This is a genomic window from Rhizobium sp. LC145 (assembly GCF_001005825.1).
In the GTDB taxonomy this organism is placed as follows: domain Bacteria; phylum Pseudomonadota; class Alphaproteobacteria; order Rhizobiales; family Rhizobiaceae; genus Neorhizobium.
Map to the genome: position 1 here is coordinate 289142 of NZ_LBHV01000007.1, position 22044 is coordinate 311185.

A 22044-nucleotide genomic window follows, 5' to 3' on the forward strand; every position below is an offset into this window, starting at 1 on the left:
CTGATGACGGTGACGGCCGTGCTCGGGGCGCACCCCGCACGGGCGGCCGAGCCGGTGAAGATTTCCCGTGACGATACGGCGCTCGATCTCACCGAGACGACCGACATCTACACCAACCAGGGAGAGGCCTTTCAGGTTTCGACGGCCGCCGGCGCCGACGGCATCCGCCGCCGCATCGAGGTACGGGCGAGTTCTCCCCGGCATCAGGGCGACTGGGCCGTCTTCGCGCTTGCCAACGTTTCCGAAGAACAGCTCGAACGCGTGATCGTGGCGCCGCATTTCCGGCTCGTGAATTCACAGCTTTTCTGGCCTGACCTCGGCTCGCAGCGCATCATCGCCATCACGCCTTCCGAAGGCTTCGCGCTCGACCGCGAGCCGAGCCCCGATGCGGACGTGTTCCGCATCACGCTCAATCCGGGCTCGGTCATCACCTTCGTTGCGGAACTCGCAACCCCGCAACTGCCGCAGATCTATCTGTGGGAGCCGGAAGCCTACAAGGACACGGTCAACGCGTTCACGCTCTATCGCGGTATCGTGCTCGGCATCGCCGGCCTGCTTGCGGTGTTCCTGACCATCCTTTTCGTGGTGAAGGGCACCTCCATGTTGCCAGCCGCGGCCGCGCTCGCCTGGGCGGTGCTCGCCTATATCTGCGTGGATTTCGGCTTCCTCGACAAGCTCATCACCATCACCTCCAGCGACCAGCGAATATGGCGCGCCTGCGCGGAAGTGGCGCTCGCCTCCTCACTGGTGATTTTCCTCTTCACCTATCTCAACCTCAACCGCTGGCACGTGCATCTCGGCTATGCCACGCTTGCCTGGATAGTGGGTCTGGTGCTGCTCTTCGGCGTGGCGATCTACGATCCCTCCATCGCTTCCGGCATCGCGCGGCTTTCCTTCGCGCTCACCTCGACGGCGGGCATCCTGCTCATCGTCTATCTCGGCTTCAACCGCTATGACCGCGCCATCCTGCTGGTGCCGACCTGGGGGTTGATCCTGGTCTGGCTGTTCGGCGCCTGGCTGACGGTGACGGGCCGCCTCGACAACGACATCATCCAGCCGGCGCTCGGCGGCGGCCTGGTGCTGATCGTGCTCCTGATCGGCTTCACGGTGATGCAGCACGCCTTTGCCGGCGGCGCCTACCAGCAGGGCCTGTTCTCCGATCTCGAGCGCCAGTCGTTGGCGCTGACCGGCAGCGGCGACACCGTGTGGGATTGGGACGTGGCGCGCGACCGCGTCGTCACCACGCCCGACATATCCACGCGCCTCGGGCTTTCGCCGGGCTCCATGCACGGACCGGTCCGCAACTGGCTGCCGCGCCTTCATCCAGACGATCGCGACCGCTTCCGCGCCACGCTCGATGTGCTGCTCGAACACCGGCGTGGCCGACTGAACCACGAATTCCGCATTCGCGCCGAGGACGGGCATTTCCACTGGCTGCAGATTCGCGCGCGGCCGGTGCTCGGCTCCGACGGCGAGATCATCCGTTGCGTCGGCACCGTCGTCGACATCACCGAGCAGAAGAACTCCGTCGAACGCCTGCTGCAGGATGCGGTGCACGACAACCTCACGGGCCTGCCGAACCGCCAGGTCTTCCTCGATCGGCTGCAGGCCGTGCTGACGCTGGCGCCGGGCGGCGACACCGTGCGGCCGACCGTGCTGTCGATCGACATCGACCGCTACAAGCAAGTGAACGATTCGCTCGGGATCGCGGCGGGCGACAACATCCTGATCGCGCTGACGCGCCGGCTCAGGCGTCTCCTCAAGCCGCAGGATACGCTCGCCCGCCTCAACGGCGACCAGTTCGGCCTCATCCTGGTTTCCGAACGCGATCCGGTGAAGGTGGCCGATTTTGCCGATGCGGTTTCCAAGGCGATCATGGTGCCGATCAATTTCGCGGGCCGCGAGATCATCCTGACGGCCTCGATCGGGCTCGCCTCCTGGGTGGACCAGCAGGAAAGCGCCGCCAGCCTGCTCGCCGACGCGGAGCTCGCCATGTACCGGGCCAAGCGCGCGGGCGGCAACCGGGTCGAGCCGTTCCGGCCGGCCTTCCGCTCCTCCGGAACCGACCGGCTGCAGATCGAGACGGACCTTCGCCGGGCGATCGAGCGCAAGGAACTTTCGCTGGCCTATCAGCCGATCATCCAGCTGAAGGACGGCGAGATCGCCGGCTTCGAGGCGCTGCTGCGCTGGGAGCATCCCAAACGCGGCAGCATTCCGCCCTCCGAATTCATCCCGATCGCGGAAATGTCGGACCTCATCGGGGAACTCGGCATGTTCGCGCTCGACCGCGCGGCGAACGACCTGATGGACTGGCAGCAGCATACGGGAGAGCTGCCGATCTTCGTTTCCGCCAACCTTTCCAGCGCCCAGCTTCTCAACGCCGAGCTCTACAACGACGTGCGCACGCTGCTCGCCAAGACGCAGGTCAATCCCGCGCAGCTCAAGCTGGAACTCACCGAATCGGTGATGATGGAAAACCCGGAACAGGCGCGCCTCGTGCTCGCGCGGCTGAAAGAGACGGGGCTCAGCCTCGCGCTCGACGATTTCGGCACCGGCTATTCCTCACTCGCCTATCTGACGCAGTTCCCCTTCGACACGATCAAGCTCGACAAGGCGCTCGTCGGCGATACCTCCGATAAACGGGCCGTGCTGCTGCGCTCGGTGATCGCCATGGCCCGCGCGCTGGAGATGACCGTGGTGGCGGAGGGCGTGGAAACCGACGAGGATGCGGCCGAGCTCGCCAAGATGGGCTGCCATTTCGCCCAGAGCTTCCTCTTCAGCCCGCCTGCGCCGGCCGATGCGGTGCTGCGTTTGCTGAAAGAGCGTTTTCCGCTGACCAAACGGGCCTGAGCGCAAGAGCTCAGGCCGCCGTGCTTGCCGCCTTCCCTTCGCGGGCGAAGGGGCTCAACCCAAGCCATTGCTGCATGGAGGCCGCAAGCACGGGATCGCCGTCAATTTCCAGACGCCCCTCCTCCACCTCGCTTCGCACGGTAGCGAGCCCCATCCAGATGGCCGTCATGGTGCGCAGCGAACACTCGACATAGAGATCCACCTCGAAACCGGGATCGGTCGAGCAGACATCCACGTCGCGCCCCTCCACGACCAGCCAGTATCTCTGCCGGGCGGAAGGCAGGTCCGGATAAAGGAACAGGATCGTGCAGCGCCCCGCGACCATGGGGTCCGGATCGAGGTGCCGGCGCATATCCCACATCAGAAGCGAAGGATCGAGCTTCCTCAGCGCGAGATCGCTTTCGACCCAATGCTGTCCCCAGAAACCCAGCGCCATCACCACTTCGCGCAGTTCCTCTCCCGCGGGCGTCAGGTGATATTCCATACTTCCGTCCGCGCTTCTGCGGCTTTCTATGATGCCCGCCTGGGTAAGCTCCTTGAGGCGTTTCGACAAAAGCGTCGGCGACATGCGCGGCACGCCGCGCCTCAGATCATTGAAGCGGCGGCTGCCGCAGAGAAGCTCTCTCAGGACAAGCGGCGTCCACCGGGTGCAGAACACCTCGGCAGCCATCGCGACGGGACAGAACTGGCCGTAGCTTGCAGTCATTTCCATGACGGCACCCTCCTCATTGGCCAAAGAAGAAATATAGACCCTCCGGCCCGCCTGCAAAATACACTTTATGTACCTTCCAGCCCGCAAACCTCCGCCACCAATAGTGGCAATAGCAGACGCGGCCGAAGTACACTTCCTGTACTTGAGGAGTATCCCACCCCCGCCGACAATCGCCTCCGTCTCAATGGGAGGAACATGACCATGTCAGCAGTCAGTGAACTTAATACCGGTCCGGCGGCGCTCGGCGTCGTCGCCATCGCCCGGTCGCTGGGGCCGAGCTTTGCGGCGCGGGCCGAGGCGGCGGATGACGGCGATGCCTTCGTCGCGGAAAACTATCAGATGCTCAAGGAATCCGGCCTTGTAGAAGCCGGTGTTCCGGCCGATCTCGGCGGCGGGGGCATCGAGATCGCAGAGCTTTGCGCGATGATCAAGGAGCTGGCTCATCATTGCGGCTCCACTGCGCTTGCCTTCTCCATGCATACCCATCAGGTCGCCATTCCCGCCTGGCGCTGGACGCACCAGCAGGCGGCACCTGTCATGCCGCTTCTCAAGCGGGTGGCCGCCGAAAGGCTGGTCCTGCTTTCCAGCGGCGGTTCCGATTGGATCAGGGGCTCCGGCAAGGCCGAGAAGGTCGAAGGCGGCTATCGGATCACGGCGCAGAAGATCTTCACCTCCGGTTCGCCCGCCGGCGACATCCTGATGACTGGCGCGGTTATCGAGGAGCCGGACGGAGCGAAGGTCCTGCACTTCGGCCTGCCGATGAAATCGCCGCATGTGCGGGTAGCCCCCACATGGAAGGCGATCGGCATGCGCGGCACCGGCTCCAACGACGTGATCGTGGAAGGGCACGTGGTTCCCGAGGAGGCGGTGGCACTGAAACGCAATCAAGGCGAATGGCACATGCTCTTCCACATCGTCTCGATGCTCGCCTTCCCGTTGATCTACGCCGCCTACCTGGGCGTGGCGGAAAGCGCCCGCGACATTGCGGTTGCCATTGCTAAGCAGCGGGCGCCGGACCCGCATGTCATAGCGCTTGCCGGTCAGATGGAAACGGAGCTCCGGGCAGCGCAATACGCCCATGCCGCCATGATTGCGACTGCCGAGCGCGGCAATCCCTCGCCGGAGACGACCAACGAAATCATGATCGGCCGCGGGCTTGTGGCACGCCACGCGATTTCGGCAACCGAACTCGCCATGGAAACGGCAGGCGGCTGCGCCTTCTATCGGGACAAGGGTCTGGAACGCCGTTTCCGGGATGTGCAGGGCGCACGCTACCATCCGATGAGGACCGGCCCGCAAAGCGACTTTGCCGGCCGGATCGCACTCGGGCTAGATACGAAGACGACGTTCTGACGTCTCGCGCCTCCGCATCCGCCGCAGCTCCCCGGGGAGCTGCGGCATCATCTATGCCGCGCCCGGATAAGGGCATGGATGAATTCGAGCTTCGCCACCACGGTCGGCGTGAGGATGAAGGGATAGAAATCCGGCACGCCCATCGAGCGATGGATACCGTTCAGGGCCAGGCTGAAGGGTATCCAGGCTGCGACGAGCTGCTCGGCATCGCGGGCGGCATAGGGATTGAAGACGACGACGGCGGCCAGATCCTCATGCCCGCGCGGCTCGATCGCCATGCCGTAGGACCGCGCGGTCTCCAGCGTATCGACGATATGCACGTAATGGGCAAAGCATTCGGCGAAATCCTCCCAGGGATGAGCGCTCGCATAGGCGCTGATCCAGTTTTCCTGCCAGCCCGCCGGCGGGCCGTTCTCATAGTGGCGCCTGAGCGCTGCACCGTAATCCTCGCGCTCGTCGCCGAACGCCAGCCGGAAGGGCTCCAGCCGATCGGCGTCGCGCACCAGCTTGTTCCAGATGTAGTGACCGATCTCGTGACGGAAATGGCCGAGCAGGGTTCGATAGGGCTCCTTCATCGAGACCCGCACCTCTTCGCGCGTGAGGTCGTCCGCCTCCGCCGCCCGGATGGCGATCACCCCATTTTCATGGCCGGTTCTGGCGGGGATGACGACGCCGTCCGCCCCGATCTCATCCACCAGGAAATCGAAGACGAGACCGCCTTGCGGATCTTCCTCCCGATCGGTCAGGGGCAGGTTCCAACGCAGGAGCGAGTAGAAGAGGTGCCGCTGGGCCTGGCCGATGCGGCGCCACTGGTTGAGCCCGGCTTCCGTGGAGGCATCGGGAACCAGCCGGTTGTGCCGGCAGGACGAGCAATAGGCATGCGGATCTTCCGCCGCGACCGTCCAATTGCAGATATCCATGGCTGCGTTGGCGCAAAGCCGAACCCTGTAGTCCGGCTGAGCGACCAGATGCCAGGTCCCGTCCCCATCCTCCCGCAGAGCATGCATGGCCAGCCGCTCCGGCACGAAGGCAAGACGATGGCCGCAGCTCACGCAGGAGCGGTTATCGAAGTGGACGGGTCGACCGCAGTGGTCGCAATCGTAAAGACGCATGCACAATTCCATTGAACGTTAACACAAGAAGACCCGCCCCGGCGGCCCTCGGAGCAGGTCTTTACGTCAAAAAGATGAGAGGCTGTCAGAGACGGTCGAGCGTGCTCTTGGCGGCATCCTTGACCTTGCCCTTGGCCTGCTGCGCATGTCCCTTAGCCTCCTGGGTTGCGCCCTTGGCGCGAAGGCTGTCCTTGCCCGTCGCAGCGCCCGCAGCCTGCTTCGCCTTGCCGGTCACTTCATTGGCCTTGCCGGCCAGTTTGTCCTTGGTGCTGCCCATTTCACATCTCCCTGTTTGCGGACGCTCATCGTCCGGAGCGCAGGAAACGCGGGGCGTGCTGTTCGGTTCCAGCCGGATTGCGCGCTCAGGCGTGGCCGGCTTCGCTGGACAGCATTTCCGGCGCGATGCCGAGGAGCGCCAGGGCCCGCTCGTACTTGCCCTCCAGCACACGGTCAAAGATGAGCTCTTCCGTAGCCGGGCAAGTGAGCCATCCGTTGCCGACAATTTCCGTCTCGAGCTGGCCTGGCCCCCAGCCGGCATAGCCGAGAAGCATGGTGGCGCGGGCAGGCCCCCTGCCCTCACCGATGGCGCGCACAATGTCGAGCGTGGCGGTCAGCGAAATCTCCTCGCTGACGGGAATGGAGGATTCGGAGAGGAAATCATCCGAATGCAGGACGAAACCGCGGCCGGTTTCCACGGGCCCCCCTGAGAGGATCGGAAAATCGCGGGTTTGATCCGGCAGCATGATGGCTTCGGTCTGATCGCAGAGCTTGAGATGCAGCAGGACATCCGTGAACGAGATGTTCTGGGGCCGGTTGATGATGAAACCCATGGCGCCGGCGAGCGAGTGAGCACAGATATAGACGACAGCGCGAGCGAAATCGCCGTCCTGCATGCCGGGCATGGCAATCAGGAATTGGCCATCCAGGAAGCCGCGCTCGTCCGTATCCTTCAAGCTCGACAAGGCCATCGCGCCTCCAGTCCGCTCTTCCACCCGGCTCGGGCGGAAGGCTTCAGAACAACAATAAAATGAAGATGGGGCAGAGTGCCTTCGCAATCAACCGAAAATGATCGCCTTCTCGGGCTCGTGACTGGCCCGCGACGGCCGGATCGGCTAAATGCATTGCCGGCATGAGAAGAATTTTAACCAATCGCCTATCTTCCCGATGGCGCTCGCTGACGCTTGCCGGCGCCCTGGCCGCTGGCGGGCTGCTCTACCACGTCCCAACGGCCAATGCCGAGATGACGCCATGGGCGCAGAACGAAGGCGGGCGGATGCGCATCATAGCGCTGCCGCCGGAGCCTAACGGCAAGGTGCGCGGGGCGCTGCAGATCGAGCCGAAGGCGGGCTGGATCACCTATTGGCGCGAGCCTGGCGACGCTGGAATCCCGCCCAAAATGGTCTTCTCGAAGGCCGGCGGCGTGACGCTCGACAGCATCTCCTACCCCGTGCCGAAACGCATCGACAGCGGCAAGCTGCGCGACATCGGCTACGATCAGGCCGTGACCTTTCCCTTCGAGCTCACGGTGAGCGATCCGGAAACGCCCGTCAGTCTCGGCGCCTCCGCATTCATCGGGCTGTGCCGCAACATCTGCATTCCCTTCCAGGCGGAATTCACGCTGGCGCTCGGCTCGGTCAAGGGCACGCCGGTGGAAGAGGCGATGATCCTCTCCCAAGCAGCCCTGACGCTGCCGGAGGCCCCTTCCGACGATTTTTCGGTCACCCATTACGCCGTGACGCAAAGCCGCGATCTCCTCAAGCTCACCCTGGAACTGCCGGCCGATGTTGAGAAAGCGCCCCAAGTCTTCGTCACCGGGCCGGAGGGACACGTGCTCTTCGACAGCCTCAACGGCGAGCGGAAAGGCAACAGCTATTCCCTCGACATGCCCATCGGAAAGCTGCCGGAAGATTACGAGATGAAGGGCCAGCGCTGGGGCATTCTGGTGATCGCCGGAAACCGCGCCATGGAGACCTCGCTCACCTTCGAATGACGGCCCGTTTTCTGCGGCCATCTTTCCTTGCCATCAATCCGGCTGGGTCTATAGTGCGCCGCGAAGGGGCGGGCCATCCCAACTTGCCCGAACGAAGGAGAGCACCATGACCATTGCCGTCGGCGACAAGCTGCCCGAAGCCAAATTCAAGGAAAAGACCGCCGAAGGTCCGGTCGAGGTCACCACGGAACAGCTCTTCAAGGGCAAGCGCGTGGTGCTGTTCGCCGTGCCGGGCGCATTCACGCCCACCTGTACGCTGAACCACCTGCCCGGCTACCTCGAAAACCGCGACACCATTCTCGCCCGCGGCGTCGACGACATCGCAGTGATCGCCGTCAACGACTGGCACGTGATGGGCGCCTGGGCCGAGCATACCGGCGGCTTCGGCAAGATCCATTTCCTCGCCGATTCCGACGGTGCCTTCACCAAGGCGGTCGGTCTCGATACGGATCTTTCCGGCGGCGGGCTCGGCGTTCGCTCCAAGCGCTATTCTATGCTGGTGGAAGACGGTGTGGTGAAGTCGCTCAACATCGAGGAAAGCCCCGGCCAGGCGACCGTCTCCAGCGCCGCCACGATGCTGGAGCAGATCTGATCCGACATTCGGGCGGGGCCGCGAGGCTCCGCCGTCACACCGCCAGATCGAAAACCAGCAGGCCGGCGAGCCCTCCGTCGGTCGCGCTGACGATGCGCTCTCCGACCGCCATATGATCCGGATGCTCCAGATAGGCGTCACGGGCCTCCGGGCTCTCGAAGGTCACCACGAATCCATCCACGAAACCGCCGTTCAACCCTTCCGGTGAGATATTCGGCCCGTATTTCACGTCGAGCATGCCGGGAACGACCTGTTTCAAGGCCGCGACGGCATCGTAGAGAGCCTGCTTGTCGGCCGCCTGCATGGATGCCTTGAAGCGAAGAAACACGCAATGAAGGATCATAGTCCCAGCCTCCCGATCTTTTGGCGGCAGAATAGTGGCTGACGGCGCAAGCGCAACTGGGGATCAGGCGATTTCCAGAAGCAGTGCGCGGTGATCCGAGACCTCGGGTTCGGCGACCACCTCGAAGCAGGCAATCCCGATATCGGGCGTGGTCAGCAGGTAATCCGCATACCGGCCGTCCTTCGCATACCAGGAGGTGCGCGTATCGGTGAAGCCGCGCGTGGTGACGAGTTCCGTTAGGCCGAGCTCGCCGAGGATCGGAAACGTTTCGCTATCCGGCAGCACATTGAAATCGCCGCAGACGACCAGGCCCTCGCCCGGCTGCCAGACCTGCCGGACGAGCTTCACCAGCGCACGCGCCTGAGCAAGACGCGCCGGAGTATCGCCCTTGCCGGCGGGATCGCGCAGGCCATGAAGCTGGACGACTGTCATCGCCCTGTTCAGCCCATAGCTGAAGACGCGGACGCCGTGGGCATTGCGCGAGCGGGGGTGATCTCCCCAGCCATCCGCCGAGAACGCGCCGTGGATGAAGCCGAGCGCCTGGCCGATGACCGAATGCGATTTCCTGACGAAGGTGGCGAGCCCGAATTCGGAGGCAACCACCTCGTCGCCGTCGAAAAGATCGCCACGGGCGACCGGCGCGAAGAAGGCTTCGTAATCGGGAAGCGCCGCCCGCACCTCCTCGAACAGATTGGCGCGCTGCGGCAGCACCAGCGATCCGTCGCGATAGGCGAGCCATTCGGCCCCGCGCGACGGGGTGCGCGTCACCTCCTGCAGGCAGATCACATCCGCATCGACCTTCGGCAGATAGCGCATCAGCGGCTCGTGGACGCGGCCGCCCCAGGCGTTCAGGGAGAGGATGCGGAACGACATCGGTGCTAATCCGGCAGGTGCGCGGAGAGGATCATCATCATCGGCCGATCCATCTCCTCCTCAAAGGCGGGATTTGCGGCAAGCTGCTCCGGCGAAGGATGCCATTCCACCAGCCTATCAAGCACGAAGCCGGCATCGATCAGCGTATTGATCGTGGTGCCGAGCGTGCGATGATATTTGATGACGCCTTTGGCGAGCCAATCGGTGGTGCGCTTGCCTTCCACGGAATAGCCATCGACCGGCCAGATCCTGCGGCCGGCCTCGTCCGTCCGGAAACCCGGCTGGGTGGGCGCCATGTAGATCGGATGCTCGATGGTGAAGACGAAGCTTCCGCCGGGCACCAGCGCGCGCTCAACCTTCCGAACCATGCGCCCGAAATCCTCCAGATAGTGGAAGGCGAGCGAGCTGTAGACGAGGTCGAAGGCGGCCCCGGGCAGCTCGACATGCTCCAGATCGGCGATCTCGTAACGAACCGCGGGATCGCTGGTTTCCGCCCGCGCCCTGTCGATCATGTTCTGCGAGAGATCAAGGCCGAGCACGGAGGCGGCTCCCTCGCCTGCCGCGAACCGGCAGAACCAGCCGAAACCGCAGCCGAGGTCGAGGACGCGCAGGCCCTTCAGCGCGGGCAGTTGCGCCTGGATGGAAGGCCATTCCGGCGCACCCGCCAGCCCATGCACCGAGCGGGGAAGCTGGCTATAGCCTTCGAAGAATTCCGGCTTGTCGTAGATATTCTGCGCCATGTTCTTCTGCTCCCTTGATCGCTTACCTTTTCTTGAACGGCGCCATGCCGAGGCGGGCAAGCTCGTCGGCCCGCTCGTTTTCCGGATGTCCGGCATGGCCCTTGACCCAATGCAGGGTCACCTTGTGCTTATTACGCGCTTCCTCGAGCTGCTGCCAGAGTTCGGCATTCTTCACCGGCTTCTTGTCGGCCGTCTTCCAGCCGTTCTTCTTCCAGCCGAAGATCCATTTGGATATGCCGTCCTTCACGTAAGCGCTGTCCGTATAGAGATCGACCTCGCAAGCGGCTTTGAGCGCGTTCAGCGCCTGGATCGCCGCCATCAGCTCCATGCGGTTGTTGGTCGTTTCAGCCTCGCCGCCGAACATCTCCTTCTCCGCCTCGCCATAGCGCAGGATGGCGCCCCAGCCGCCGGGGCCGGGATTGCCGGAGCAGGCGCCGTCGGTGAAAATCTCGACATGCTTCATGATCCGGCCATCTCCGGCGCCAGCCCGTATTCCGCGCTGGACGCGATCTGGCGGTGAAAGCGCAGCTTGCGCAGATATTCCAGCGGGTCCTTCTTGACCACCAGCGCGCCGGCGGGCGTCGTCAGCCAGTCATAGAGGCGGGTCAAGAAGAAGCGCAGCGCCGAGCCACGGGAGAGTGCCGGAAGGGCGGCAATCTCGGCTTCGGACAATGGCCGCACGCTGCAATAGCCTTCCAGCAGGGCCGAGCCCTTGGTGATGTTGTAGGAACCGTCCTTCTCGAAGCACCAGGCATTCAGGCAGATCGAGACGTCATAGGCGAGCAGGTCGTTGCAGGCGAAGTAGAAGTCGATCAGGCCGGAGAGCCGGTCGCCCAGGAAGAAGACGTTGTCCTGGAAAAGATCGGCATGGATGACGCCCGCCGGCAGATCCTTCGGCCAGTTCGCCGCCAGAAAATCCAGTTCGGCCGCGATCTCTTCCTGCAGACCAGGCTCGACCTCGTCGGCCCGCTCGGCGGACTTCGCCCAAAGCGCCTTCCAGCCCTCGAGCGAAAGCGCATTCGGCCGCTCGATCGTGAAATCGGCGCCAGCGAGATGCATTCCGGCAAGCGCCTTGCCGACCTCACGGCAATGCTTCGCCTCCGGCTTCCTCAGCCACATGCCTTCCAAGAAGGAGATGAGCGCCGCCGGACGACCGGAAAGCTCACCGAGAAGCGCCCCATCCCGGCGCGGCAGAGGCAGCGGACAGGAAAGGCCCTTCGAGGCAAGGTGCTGCATCAGACCGAGGAAGAACGGCAGATCCGCCTTCTCCACGCGCTTCTCGTAAAGCGTCAGGATCAGCGGATCGCGGGTGGTGTGCAGCAGGAAGTTGGAGTTCTCAACGCCCTCGGCAATTCCCTTATAGGAGGTAAGCTCACCGACATCGTATTCGGTGAGGAAGCGCTTGAGGTCGTCTTCGGTGATATCGGTGTAAACGGCCACGTTATTCTCTTAAATTTCAAAGGTAGAATTCGGAAGCGTCGCCCGGCCCTGCGCTATGGCTCCGGGCGTTCGTCCTTCGGAGTGTTTCCGAATTGCTCCGCTACCTTCGCCGCCTCGTCCGGCCCTTCGCTATAGCTCCGGGCGTTCGTCGCTGAAATCGATTCACTGGATCGATTTCTCCGGCTTCGCCGGACCGCTCCTCACCCTCACCCATTGACCCAGGCCATGTCTTCCCGGGTCAGCGGAACGCCGCGAAGTTCCCGGTTGACCAGGAAGTTCTCGTTCTCCTCGGCCGTGATCGCCAGCTCCACCCGCGCATCGAAGCACTCGCGGAAGGCGTCGATGATCTCGTCGACGATCACTTCCGGCGCGGAGGCTCCGGCGGATATGCCGAGCGTGCCGATATCGCCGATCTCGTTCCAATCGAGCTCGGAAGCGCGCTGCACGAGAAGCGACCGCTTGGCGCCGGCGCGCAACGCGACCTCCACCAGCCGCTTGGAATTGGAAGAATTCGGAGCGCCGACGACGATGAAGAGATCGCAGCCGGGAGCAGCCGCCTTCACCGCCTCCTGGCGGTTCGTCGTCGCATAGCAGATCGAATCGGCGGCCGGCGCCTGGATATTCGGAAACCGCTCCTGCAGCTTGGCAATGACGCCAGCGGTATCATCGACCGAAAGGGTCGTCTGGGTGACGAAGCCGAGAGTGTCCGGATCGGCCGGCTGGTAGGCCTCGGCATCCTCGACGGTCTCGACCAGCGAGACCGCGCCTTCCGGCAACTGCCCCATCGTGCCTATCACCTCCGGATGACCGGCATGGCCGATCAGAACGACGTGGCGGCCGAGCCGCTGGTGGCGCATGGCCTGCTTGTGGACCTTGGAGACCAGCGGGCATGTGGCATCGAGATAGAAGAGATTGCGGGTCTGCGCATCCTCGGGCACGGATTTCGGCACGCCATGGGCAGAGAACACGACCGGCTGCTCCCGGTGTTCGTCCGGAATTTCATCGAGCTCCTCGACGAAGATCGCGCCCTTGGCCTCCAGCCCTTCGACCACATAGCGGTTGTGGACGATCTCATGGCGGACATAGACCGGGGCGCCATAGGCCTTCAGCGCCAGCACGACGATCTGGATGGCGCGATCGACCCCTGCGCAGAAGCCCCGCGGGCCGCAAAGCCTTATCGTGAGCGCCGGTTTGGTGACCTGAATGTTCATTCCCGTTCCGTCGTTAACCGCCGAAGCGTGTTACGCTTCGTTTTCCCTAGCGCATGTCGTGATCGGAAAACCGGTTCCCACTTTTCCGCGACATGCGTCAGGCTCCATATAGGCGAGCCAATCCGGCCCCGCCAAGGAAAATGTTTGCTCAAAGCTCCGCGCCGCCGGAGCGCCTGCGCTTCCACCAGACGCCGAAGACGACCGCGAGAAGCGCCGCCGCCAGCCCGTACCAGGTCACCGCATATTGAAGGTGGTTGTTCGGCAGGTCGAACTGGGTGACACCGCCCTCAGGCCAGCCGCCGGGGCTTTTCACCGAGGCATCCGCATCCACGAAGAAAGGCAGGACCTTGCCGGCGCCGAGGCCGGCGCTCGATGTCATGAGATCGAGATCCTTCCAGTAGAAGATGTTCTTGGCCGTATCATTATCCGGAACCAGCGAGGACGGCTTTTCGGAAAGCCGCCCACGCGCATATCCCGTAAGGGTCACTTCACCCGCGACTTCGCCATCCGCACGCGTCGAAGGCTCCTTCATCTCATAGGGCACGAAGCCGCGGTTGACGAACAGCACGCGGCCATCGGCGAGCGTCATCGGGGTGTAGACGTAGAAGCCGGTGCGGCCCTCATGCGTGGCGAAGAAGTGCCGCTCGCGCGAATGGTCGAAACTGCCGGTCACCGAAACGGTGCGATATTCGATATCTCCGCCGGCTTTGGCAATCTCCTCGATCTCCGCCACCGTGACCGGCGGGGCGGTGCGGCGCTCGGCGATATCGGCAAGCAGCCTCTCCTTCCAGTGAAGGCGCTGCACCTGCCAGGTGCCGAGCGAAAGGAGGATCGCCAGCGCGAGGATGACCACGCCAACCGTCGCGACGGATTTCCACCGGCTCGCGGGCACGCTCGCGCCGCCGTCCTTTGCGTTTGCCATATCCTTCACGGCCATATCGTCATCCCAATTCCCGAAAGCAGAAAGGGCGGCCCAAAGCCGCCCTCCCGATACCTTTAAATTCCCGTTCAGTGGGCGATCGGAGCGCCCCAGCCACCCCAGATGTAGATGGAGAAGAACAGGAAGAGCCAGACCACGTCGACGAAGTGCCAGTACCAGGCGGCAGCCTCGAAGCCGAAGTGATGGGTCGGCGTGAAGCCGCCGCGAATGGCGCGCAGCAGGCAGACGGCCAGGAAGATCGTGCCGATCAGCACGTGGAAGCCGTGGAAGCCTGTCGCCATGAAGAAGGTCGCGCCATAGATCGAGTTGGAGAACTCGAAGGGCGCATGCGCATATTCGTAAGCCTGCACGAAGGAGAACAGGACGCCGAGAGCCACGGTGAGCGCAAGGCCGTTGACCAGGCCCTTGCGGTCGTTGTGCAGCAGGGCGTGGTGAGCCCAGGTCACGCAGGTGCCGGAAAGCAGCAGGATGACGGTGTTGTAGAGCGGCAGGTGCCAGGGATCGAGCACTTCGATGCCTTGAGGCGGCCACTGGCCGCCGGTCGCCTGAACGCGCGAGGCCTGGATCGCCTCGTTGGTGAAGAGGCTCGCATCGAAGAAGGCCCAGAACCAGGCGACGAAGAACATCACCTCGGAGGCGATGAACATGATCATGCCATAGCGCAGATGCAGCGATACCACGCGGGTATGATGCCCCTCGCGGCCTTCCTTGATGGTGTCCGTCCACCAGCCGATCATCGTGTAGAGGATGATCGCCAGGCCCATGTAGAACAGCCACGGATTGGCCATGTTCACGCCGAACAGGTTGAACTGCCCGCCATGCAGGTAGCGCATGTAGCCGACACCGCCGAAGGTGATGATGAAGGCGCCGACCGAGGCCAGAAGCGGCCACGGGCTCGGATCGATGATATGGTAGTCGTGATTTTTCTGATGCGCTTCGGCCATGTCAGAATCCCCGATGAATGCCTGCTCCGCCGGAAACCGGCGAACCCTCTACTCTAAAGTTTCCCGTCTCCCCCCTTACCCTTTTCCGGCAGCGCGGCCACAGGTTTGGACGGCTCGCTGGGGTAGAAGGTATAGGAAAGCGTGATCGTCTTGATGTTTTTCGTCTCTTCCGCCTTGGTGATCTCCGGGTCCACGAAGAACAGCACCGGCATTTCCAGTGTTTCGCCCGGCTGCAGCGTCGTTTCCGTGAAGCAGAAGCACTGCACCTTGTTGAAATAGGCGCCGGCTTCCATGGGCGTCACGTTGAAGACGGCCGTGCCGGTGGTCGGATTGGGCGAGCGGTTGGTGGCGGTGAAATTGACCTGCACAGTCTCGCCGATCTTCGGCTCGATCGCCTGCGCCGCCTTGAAATCCCAGTTCAGGCCACTCGACGTGTTCGCATCGAAGGTGACGCGCATGGTCTGGTCGAGGATCGTATCGGAAAACTGCTCGACGCGCTGGGTCGTGCCGTTATAGCCGGTGACCTGGCAGAACAGCCGGTAGAGCGGCACGGCGGCATAGGCCGCACCCACCATGGCCGCCACGAAGACGACGCAAGCCGCCAGGATCGCGCCGTTGCCGACCTGCTTTCTGCCGTTGCCTTGAGCCATTTCCGCCATGTCCGCCTCCTGTCCCGTCAGTTCCCGAGCCCGCCGATCTTCACCAGCGTAATGACATAGAAAAGCACGACGAGCGCCGCGAGCACGACGCCGAGCGCGACATTGCGGTTGCGCCGCGACTTTCTCTGAGCGTCGTTGAGCTTGACGGTATCGATCATAGCGTACCTCCCGCGAGGTTCAGAAGCCCTCCGGCCAGCCGATCGACCAGAAGAGCGGAGAAGATCGCGAACAGGTAGAAGACCGAATAGGCGAACATCTTCTTTGCCGCGATCATCTTCTCGTCGCCGTCTGGCATGCGCCGGACGGCGATGGAACAGTAGATGAAGATGGCGCCGAGCACGGCGGCGAAAGCACCGTATGCCCAACCCGCAAGCCCCGTAACGGCGGGTGCGACGGCGGTCAGCGCGGTCAGCACCGCATAGGCGAGGATCTGGTTCTTCGTGGATGCCTCGCCGGCGACGTTCGGCATCATGGGAATGCCGACCGAGCCGTAATCGCGCATCTTGAAGAGCGCCAGCGCCCAGAAATGCGCGGGCGTCCACAGGAAGATGATGAGGAACAGCAGCACGCTGTCGAAGGAGACGCCGCCCGTCACGCAGGCCCAGCCGATCATTGGCGGAAAGGCGCCGGAAGCACCGCCGATGACGATGTTCTGCGGCGTCGAGCGCTTCAGCCACATCGTATAGACGACGGCATAGAAGAAGATGGTGAAGGCTAGCAGGCCGGCTGCGAACCAGTTCACCGCAAGGCCGAGAATGACGACCGAGAAGACCGAGAGCGTGAGGCCGAAGGCGAGCGCTTCCTGCGGCAGGATGCGGCCGGCCGGGATGGGGCGCTTGGCGGTACGGCTCATGACGGCGTCGATATCGGCGTCATACCACATGTTCAGCGCGCCGGAGGCCCCTGCCCCCACCGCGATGCAGAGAATGGAGATGAAGCCGAGCACCGGATTGATGTGACCGGGCGCCAGGACCAGGCCGGCAAACGCCGTAAAGACCACGAGCGACATCACGCGCGGCTTCAAAAGCTCGAAGAAATCACGCGCACCGGCTTCCGACAGGCGCGAACCCGCTTCGGTGCCGAGTACCTCGTGATTGTCGATGACCGTCATTGATCCATCCTGCTACACGTCCTAGAGCATTTCCGGTGAAACGGTCGCCTGAAATGCTCTATCTCTTTTTTTAAGCAATTCCGGACGGAAAACCGGTTCCCACTTTTCCTGGAATTGCTTCAGGGCATCGCGGGTGCCGCGACGCCCTCTTTCGATGAACCGCCGCTTACTTGATGCGCGGCAGTTGTTCCCACTGGTGGAACGGCGGCGGCGAAGAAAGCTGCCATTCCAGCGTACTCGCACCCTCGCCCCACGGATTGTCGCCCGCGACGCGCTTCTTGGCGAAAGCTTCCCACACACAGTAGAGGAAGATCAGGACGCCGACGAAGGAGATGTAGGAGCCGATGGAGGACACGTAGTTCCAGCCGGCGAATGCATCCGGGTAGTCGATGTAGCGGCGCGGCATGCCGGCAAGGCCGAGGAAGTGCTGCGGGAAGAACACGAGGTTCACGCCGATGAACATCACCCAGAAATGCAGGTTGCCGAGGGTTTCGGAATACATGTAGCCGCTCATCTTCGGGAACCAGTAGTACCAGGCCGCGAAGATGGCGAAGACCGCGCCGAGCGACAGAACGTAGTGGAAGTGAGCCACCACGTAGTAGGTGTCATGCAGCGAGCGGTCGAGGCCGGCATTGGCGAGCTGAACGCCCGTGACGCCGCCGACGGTGAACAGGAAGATGAAGCCGATCGCCCAGATCATCGGGGTGCGGAAGGAGAGCGAACCGCCCCACATCGTCGCGATCCACGAGAAGATCTTGATGCCGGTCGGAACGGCGATGACCATCGTGGCGAAGACGAAATAGCGCTGCGCATCGAGCGACAGGCCGACCGTGTACATGTGGTGGGCCCAGACGATGAAGCCGACGGCGCCGATCGCGACCATGGCATAGGCCATGCCGAGATAGCCGAAGACCGGCTTCCTCGAGAAGGTCGATACGATGTGGCTGACGATGCCGAAGCCCGGCAGGATCAGAATGTAGACTTCCGGGTGACCGAAGAACCAGAACAGGTGCTGGTAGAGGATCGGGTCGCCGCCGCCTTCCGGCGCGAAGAAGGTCGTGCCGAAGTTGCGGTCGGTCAGAAGCATGGTGATGGCGCCTGCAAGCACCGGCAGCGAGAGCAGGAGCAGGAAGGCGGTGACCAGCACGGACCAGGCGAAGAGCGGCATCTTGTGCAGCGTCATGCCCGGAGCGCGCATGTTCAGGATCGTGGTGATGAAGTTGATCGCGCCGAGGATCGAGGAAGCACCCGAAACGTGCAGTGCGAAGATCGCCAGATCCACCGCGGGACCCGGCATGCCGGTCGACGAGAACGGCGGATAGAGCGTCCAACCACCGCCGACACCGTAAGCGCCCGCCGGACCTTCGACGAACATCGAGAGGATCAGCAGCAGGAACGCGGGCGGCAGGAGCCAGAACGAAATGTTGTTGAGGCGCGGGAAAGCCATGTCCGGCGCGCCGATCATGATCGGGATCATCCAGTTGGCGAAACCGCCGATGAGAGCCGGCATGACCATGAAGAAGATCATCACCAGCGCGTGCGCGGTGGTGAAGACGTTGAACATGTGCTTGCCGCCGTCGATCGCGGCGTCACCCTGGAAGCCGTAGACCATCGCCGCCAGACCATGGAAGATCTGGATGCCGGGCTCCTGCAACTCCATGCGCATGGCGACCGACATGAGGCCGCCGACGATGCCGGCCATGATGGCGAACATCAGATAGAGCGTGCCAATGTCCTTATGGTTTGTCGACTTGAACCAGCGATCGAAAAAGCTCAGCTTGTGATCGTGGTGGTCATGGGCATGCGCATCATCGTGAGAGGTGCGGGCATGAGCGTGATCGTCGTGAGCGGAATGTCCAGCCATTGTCCTCACTCCTCTTATTACTTGGATTCGGTTTCGGCGACGAGAACGGCCGGCTTGCCGCCGTCGACCGAAGCCATCAGAGCGCGGTTCGCGGCAGGCACGTCGGATGCAGCCGTCGCGAGCCAGGTCGCATACTGCTCATCCGAAACGACGCGGATCGCGATCGGCATGAAGGCATGGTCTTTGCCGCAGAGTTCGGAACACTGGCCGTAGTAGAGGCCTTCCTTCTCGGCATGGAACCAGGTCTCGTTCAGACGGCCGGGAACGGCGTCGATCTTGAGGCCGAAGGCCGGCATCGCGAAAGCGTGAATGACATCGGTCGGAGCCGCGGTCTCGAGCAGGCGGACCGTCTTGTTGACCGGCACGACCATTTCGTTGTCGACGGCGAGAAGGCGCGGATAGGCGGAGCGGTCCTCCTTGCCGGCGGCGGCGCGGTCTTCGTCCTTCAGCAGATAGGAATCGAAGGAGACCGGATTTTCGCCACCTTCGTACTCGTAGCTCCAGAGCCACTGGGTCGCGGTCGCCTTGATCGTCAGATCGGGATTCTGCGGGATCTGAAGCTGGGCGTTGAGAAGGTTGAAGGAAGGAATGGCGAGAAAGAAGAGAATCAGGACCGGACCGATGGTCCAGACGATCTCGATCATCGTGTTGTGGCTCGTGCGCGAGGGAACCGGGTTGGCGCTCGCGCGGAACTTCAGCACCACGTAGATAAGCAGCGCGAGGACCAGCAAGGTGACGGGAACGATGAACCAGAGCGTATATTGCTCGAACCAGCGGATTTCCCGCATGATCGGCGTCGCCGCCTGCTGCAGACCCATCTGCCAGTCCACAGGCTTGTCCGCCGCTGCGGCGGACGCAAAGAGCAGACAGATGAGCCCCGTCATCACTGCATAAGCTCTGTTCATCGCTATTTTCTCCCCATGCGTTTGATCTCGATCAATCGAACGCAGAATCCAAGGTATATAATCCTGCTTCAATCACAGTTTTCCGGCCGCCGCAATATCTGCCCCGACATGCCCGTGCGGCATTTTTGCGCTCCCTCCACCCTGCGGCGGAAGCAGCACGCGGGCGCCTTTTACTCCTATCCGCGGCAGGACGAAACCGTCTTCGGGTCCCATTTTCGCCGCACTCGACTGGAATGAGAGCGGGGCTTTCATTTCCGCTGCGGAGCGACAAAATAGCCGCACTGATTCGCCAGCCAGAGGTTTCCATGCGTCGTTTCCTGCTTCTCAGCGCCTGTCTTGCCGCCGCGGTTACGGCAGCATCGCCGTTTTCGGCGCTCGCCCAGCAAGCGCCGACGCCACAGCCTTCGCCCGGCGCGACACAGAATCCCGCCCAGCGCCCGGCACCGCAGCCTTCCGCGCAGCAGCCGGGGAACGTGCGCGCCAACCATGGCGCCTGGTCCGTCATCTGCGACAAGCCGGCCGGCGCCTCCGTCGAGCAATGCGCGCTGATGCAGAACGTGATCGCCGAAGACCGCCCGGAAGTCGGCCTTTCGGTCGTCGTGCTGAAGACCGCCGACCGCAAATCCAAGATCCTGCGCATCCTCGCGCCGCTCGGCGTGCTTTTGAAGGACGGCATGGAGCTCTATGTCGACAACAACAATATCGGCCGCGCCTATTTCACCCGCTGCTTCTCCGAGGGCTGCTATGTGGAAGTGGAGATCGACGACGAGCTGATGCGGATTCTGCGCGCCGGCAAGAACGCGGTCTTCGCGTTACGCGAGTCGGTCGATCAGGACCGCGTCGGCATTCCGGTCGAACTCGCGGGCTTCGCCCAGGGCTACGACGCGCTTCCCTGACGCTGGTTGTCGAAGGCTTGCTTCCTGCCAGGGCGGGACCTACATCGCAGGTTCAGACACAAGCCGGCGCCTCCATGGCACAGGGAGCATTGCATGAATACCGACCTTCTCAACCTGTTCGACTGTGTCGAAGCCAGACTGCGGAGCCTGCTTTCCGACACGCTCTCGGGCGCCGACGACGGCGAGCTTTTCGTGGAACACGCCCAGGCGGAATCGCTGACCTTCGACAACGGACGGCTCAAGGGCGGCTCCTTCAATACGGACCAGGGTTTCGGCCTGCGGGCAGTCGCGGGCGAAGCGGTCGGCTATGCCCATGCCGGCGAACTTTCCGAAGCCGCGCTTTCCCGCGCTTCCGATGCGGTGCGCGCGGTCACGGCCGGTCATTCCGGCTCCTATGCGGCCGCCCCCCAGCGCAGTAACAAGAAATATTATGGCGACGAGAACCCGATCGGCAGCCCCAGCTTCGAGGAGAAGGTGAAGCTGCTGACCGATATCGACGCCTATCTGCGCGGCAAGGACGACAGGGTTCGCCAGGTGACGGCAACCGTCTCGGCGAGCTGGCAGGTGGTCGATATCCTGCGCGCCGACGGGCATCGCGTGCACGACGTCCGGCCGATGACCCGCATCAACATCTCCGTCGTGGTCGGCCAGGGCGACCGGCAGGAATCCGGCACGTTCGGCACCGGCGGGCGCATCGGCTTCGGCGATTTCGTGACCGACGGCAACTGGCATCAAGGCGCCGACGAGGCGCTGCGCCAGGCGCTGGTGAACCTCGAGGCCATCGACGCGCCGGCCGGCACGATGGACGTCGTGCTCGGTTCCGGCTGGCCGGGCGTCATGCTGCACGAGGCTGTGGGCCACGGGCTGGAAGGCGACTTCAACCGCAAGAAGACCTCCGCATTTGCCGGCCTGCTCGGCGAGATGGTGGCCGCTCCGGGCGTCACCGTCGTCGACGACGGCACGATCGACAACCGCCGCGGCTCCATCACCATCGACGACGAGGGCACGCCCTCCGGCTACAACGTGCTGATCGAGAACGGCAGGCTCACCGGCTACATGCAGGACCGGCAGAACGCGCGGCTGATGGGCATGAAGCCGACCGGCAACGGCCGCCGGCAGGGTTATGCGCATGTGCCGATGCCGCGCATGACCAATACCTACATGCTCGGCGGGGACAAGACGCCGGAAGAGATCATCGCCTCGGTGAAGAAGGGCATCTATGCCGTTTCCTTCGGCGGCGGCCAGGTGGACATCACCTCCGGCAAGTTCGTGTTCGGCTGCACCGAGGCCTACATGATCGAGAACGGCAAGATCGGTCCGGCAATCAAGGGCGCCATGCTGATCGGCAACGGGCCGGAGGCGATGAAGCGGGTTTCCATGGTCGGCAACGACATGAAGCTCGATACCGGCGTCGGCAATTGCGGCAAGGGCGGCCAGTGGGTGCCCGTCGGCGTCGGCCAGCCGCATCTGCGCATGGACGAGGTGACGGTCGGCGGCACCAAGGCGTGA

Annotated in this window: 23 protein-coding genes; 6 read left to right on the forward strand and 17 right to left on the reverse strand. The window is 63.3% G+C overall.

Annotation, left to right across the window (positions count from 1 at the left end; translation table 11 throughout):
- Window positions 1-3 precede the first annotated feature (3 nt).
- On the forward strand, window positions 4-2850 hold the full coding sequence (locus tag YH62_RS19615; RefSeq protein WP_245282141.1) for an EAL domain-containing protein: 2847 nt from the start codon (window positions 4-6) through the stop codon (window positions 2848-2850).
- Window positions 2851-2860: 10 nt separating this feature from the next.
- Here the strand turns inward: YH62_RS19615 and YH62_RS19620 are convergent, their stop codons facing one another.
- Window positions 2861-3556, reverse strand: coding sequence for a helix-turn-helix domain-containing protein (locus YH62_RS19620; protein ID WP_137326673.1), 696 nt, complete (start codon window positions 3554-3556; stop codon window positions 2861-2863).
- Window positions 3557-3763: 207 nt separating this feature from the next.
- On the opposite strand from YH62_RS19620, the gene YH62_RS19625 reads away from it, so the two are divergent.
- Window positions 3764-4915 (forward strand): acyl-CoA dehydrogenase family protein, encoded by a 1152-nt coding sequence (locus tag YH62_RS19625; protein ID WP_046795931.1) that lies wholly within the window; start codon window positions 3764-3766, stop codon window positions 4913-4915.
- 47 nt (window positions 4916-4962) lie between these two features.
- On the opposite strand, the gene YH62_RS19630 is transcribed toward YH62_RS19625, so the two are convergent.
- From YH62_RS19630 to YH62_RS19640, 3 genes are all read right to left on the reverse strand, one after another.
- Entirely contained in the window at window positions 4963-6027 is a 1065-nt protein-coding gene (locus YH62_RS19630) for a putative zinc-binding metallopeptidase (RefSeq protein WP_046795932.1), read from the reverse strand.
- Between the two features lie 85 nt (window positions 6028-6112).
- Complete coding sequence (locus YH62_RS19635) at window positions 6113-6304, reverse strand: CsbD family protein (protein WP_046795933.1); 192 nt, start codon at window positions 6302-6304, stop codon at window positions 6113-6115.
- Between the two features lie 85 nt (window positions 6305-6389).
- Window positions 6390-6995, reverse strand: a complete 606-nt coding sequence (locus YH62_RS19640) for a YqgE/AlgH family protein (RefSeq protein ID WP_046795934.1) — start codon at window positions 6993-6995, stop codon at window positions 6390-6392.
- 161 nt (window positions 6996-7156) lie between these two features.
- Between YH62_RS19640 and YH62_RS19645 the strand changes: the two genes are divergently transcribed.
- Window positions 7157-8017 carry a protein-disulfide reductase DsbD domain-containing protein gene (locus YH62_RS19645; protein ID WP_245282137.1) on the forward strand — a complete coding sequence of 287 codons (861 nt, stop codon included), beginning with the start codon at window positions 7157-7159 and terminating at the stop codon, window positions 8015-8017.
- 106 nt (window positions 8018-8123) lie between these two features.
- Window positions 8124-8609, forward strand: coding sequence for a peroxiredoxin (locus YH62_RS19650; RefSeq protein WP_046795935.1), 486 nt, complete (start codon window positions 8124-8126; stop codon window positions 8607-8609).
- Window positions 8610-8643: 34 nt separating this feature from the next.
- Here the strand turns inward: YH62_RS19650 and YH62_RS19655 are convergent, their stop codons facing one another.
- From YH62_RS19655 to coxB, 13 genes are all read right to left on the reverse strand, one after another.
- Window positions 8644-8952 carry a Dabb family protein gene (locus tag YH62_RS19655; protein ID WP_046795936.1) on the reverse strand — a complete coding sequence of 103 codons (309 nt, stop codon included), beginning with the start codon at window positions 8950-8952 and terminating at the stop codon, window positions 8644-8646.
- A 63-nt stretch (window positions 8953-9015) separates the two neighbouring features.
- The gene (locus YH62_RS19660; RefSeq protein WP_046795937.1) at window positions 9016-9825 is read right to left on the reverse strand and encodes an endonuclease/exonuclease/phosphatase family protein; all 810 of its coding nucleotides are present in this window, start codon (window positions 9823-9825) and stop codon (window positions 9016-9018) included.
- 5 nt (window positions 9826-9830) lie between these two features.
- A complete protein-coding gene (locus YH62_RS19665; RefSeq protein ID WP_046795938.1) occupies window positions 9831-10565 on the reverse strand; it encodes a class I SAM-dependent methyltransferase in 735 nt (244 codons plus the stop codon).
- A 22-nt stretch (window positions 10566-10587) separates the two neighbouring features.
- On the reverse strand, window positions 10588-11028 hold the full coding sequence (rnhA, locus tag YH62_RS19670; protein WP_046795939.1) for a ribonuclease HI: 441 nt from the start codon (window positions 11026-11028) through the stop codon (window positions 10588-10590).
- Complete coding sequence (locus tag YH62_RS19675; protein ID WP_046795940.1) at window positions 11025-12005, reverse strand: homoserine kinase; 981 nt, start codon at window positions 12003-12005, stop codon at window positions 11025-11027. Before YH62_RS19675 ends, rnhA begins: the two co-directional genes overlap by 4 nt.
- A 206-nt stretch (window positions 12006-12211) precedes the next feature.
- Window positions 12212-13216 (reverse strand): 4-hydroxy-3-methylbut-2-enyl diphosphate reductase, encoded by a 1005-nt coding sequence (gene ispH, locus YH62_RS19680; RefSeq protein WP_046795941.1) that lies wholly within the window; start codon window positions 13214-13216, stop codon window positions 12212-12214.
- Between the two features lie 148 nt (window positions 13217-13364).
- Window positions 13365-14138, reverse strand: a complete 774-nt coding sequence (locus YH62_RS19685; protein WP_245282142.1) for an SURF1 family protein — start codon at window positions 14136-14138, stop codon at window positions 13365-13367.
- An 86-nt stretch (window positions 14139-14224) separates the two neighbouring features.
- A complete protein-coding gene (locus YH62_RS19690; protein WP_046795943.1) occupies window positions 14225-15100 on the reverse strand; it encodes a cytochrome c oxidase subunit 3 in 876 nt (291 codons plus the stop codon).
- A 53-nt stretch (window positions 15101-15153) separates the two neighbouring features.
- Window positions 15154-15759, reverse strand: a complete 606-nt coding sequence (locus YH62_RS19695) for a cytochrome c oxidase assembly protein (protein WP_046795944.1) — start codon at window positions 15757-15759, stop codon at window positions 15154-15156.
- Between the two features lie 17 nt (window positions 15760-15776).
- On the reverse strand, window positions 15777-15917 hold the full coding sequence (locus YH62_RS30255) for a hypothetical protein (RefSeq protein ID WP_156176988.1): 141 nt from the start codon (window positions 15915-15917) through the stop codon (window positions 15777-15779).
- On the reverse strand, window positions 15914-16870 hold the full coding sequence (locus tag YH62_RS19705) for a heme o synthase (protein ID WP_046795945.1): 957 nt from the start codon (window positions 16868-16870) through the stop codon (window positions 15914-15916). Before YH62_RS19705 ends, YH62_RS30255 begins: the two co-directional genes overlap by 4 nt.
- Before the next feature lie 166 nt (window positions 16871-17036).
- On the reverse strand, window positions 17037-18734 hold the full coding sequence (gene ctaD, locus YH62_RS19710) for a cytochrome c oxidase subunit I (RefSeq protein ID WP_046795946.1): 1698 nt from the start codon (window positions 18732-18734) through the stop codon (window positions 17037-17039).
- Between the two features lie 17 nt (window positions 18735-18751).
- Window positions 18752-19639: a cytochrome c oxidase subunit II gene (gene coxB, locus YH62_RS19715; protein WP_046795947.1), complete on the reverse strand. Its 888-nt coding sequence runs from the start codon at window positions 19637-19639 to the stop codon at window positions 18752-18754.
- Window positions 19640-19944: 305 nt separating this feature from the next.
- Between coxB and YH62_RS19720 the strand changes: the two genes are divergently transcribed.
- Window positions 19945-20535, forward strand: a complete 591-nt coding sequence (locus YH62_RS19720; protein ID WP_046795948.1) for an invasion associated locus B family protein — start codon at window positions 19945-19947, stop codon at window positions 20533-20535.
- A 93-nt stretch (window positions 20536-20628) separates the two neighbouring features.
- Entirely contained in the window at window positions 20629-22044 is a 1416-nt protein-coding gene (gene tldD / locus YH62_RS19725; RefSeq protein ID WP_046795949.1) for a metalloprotease TldD, read from the forward strand.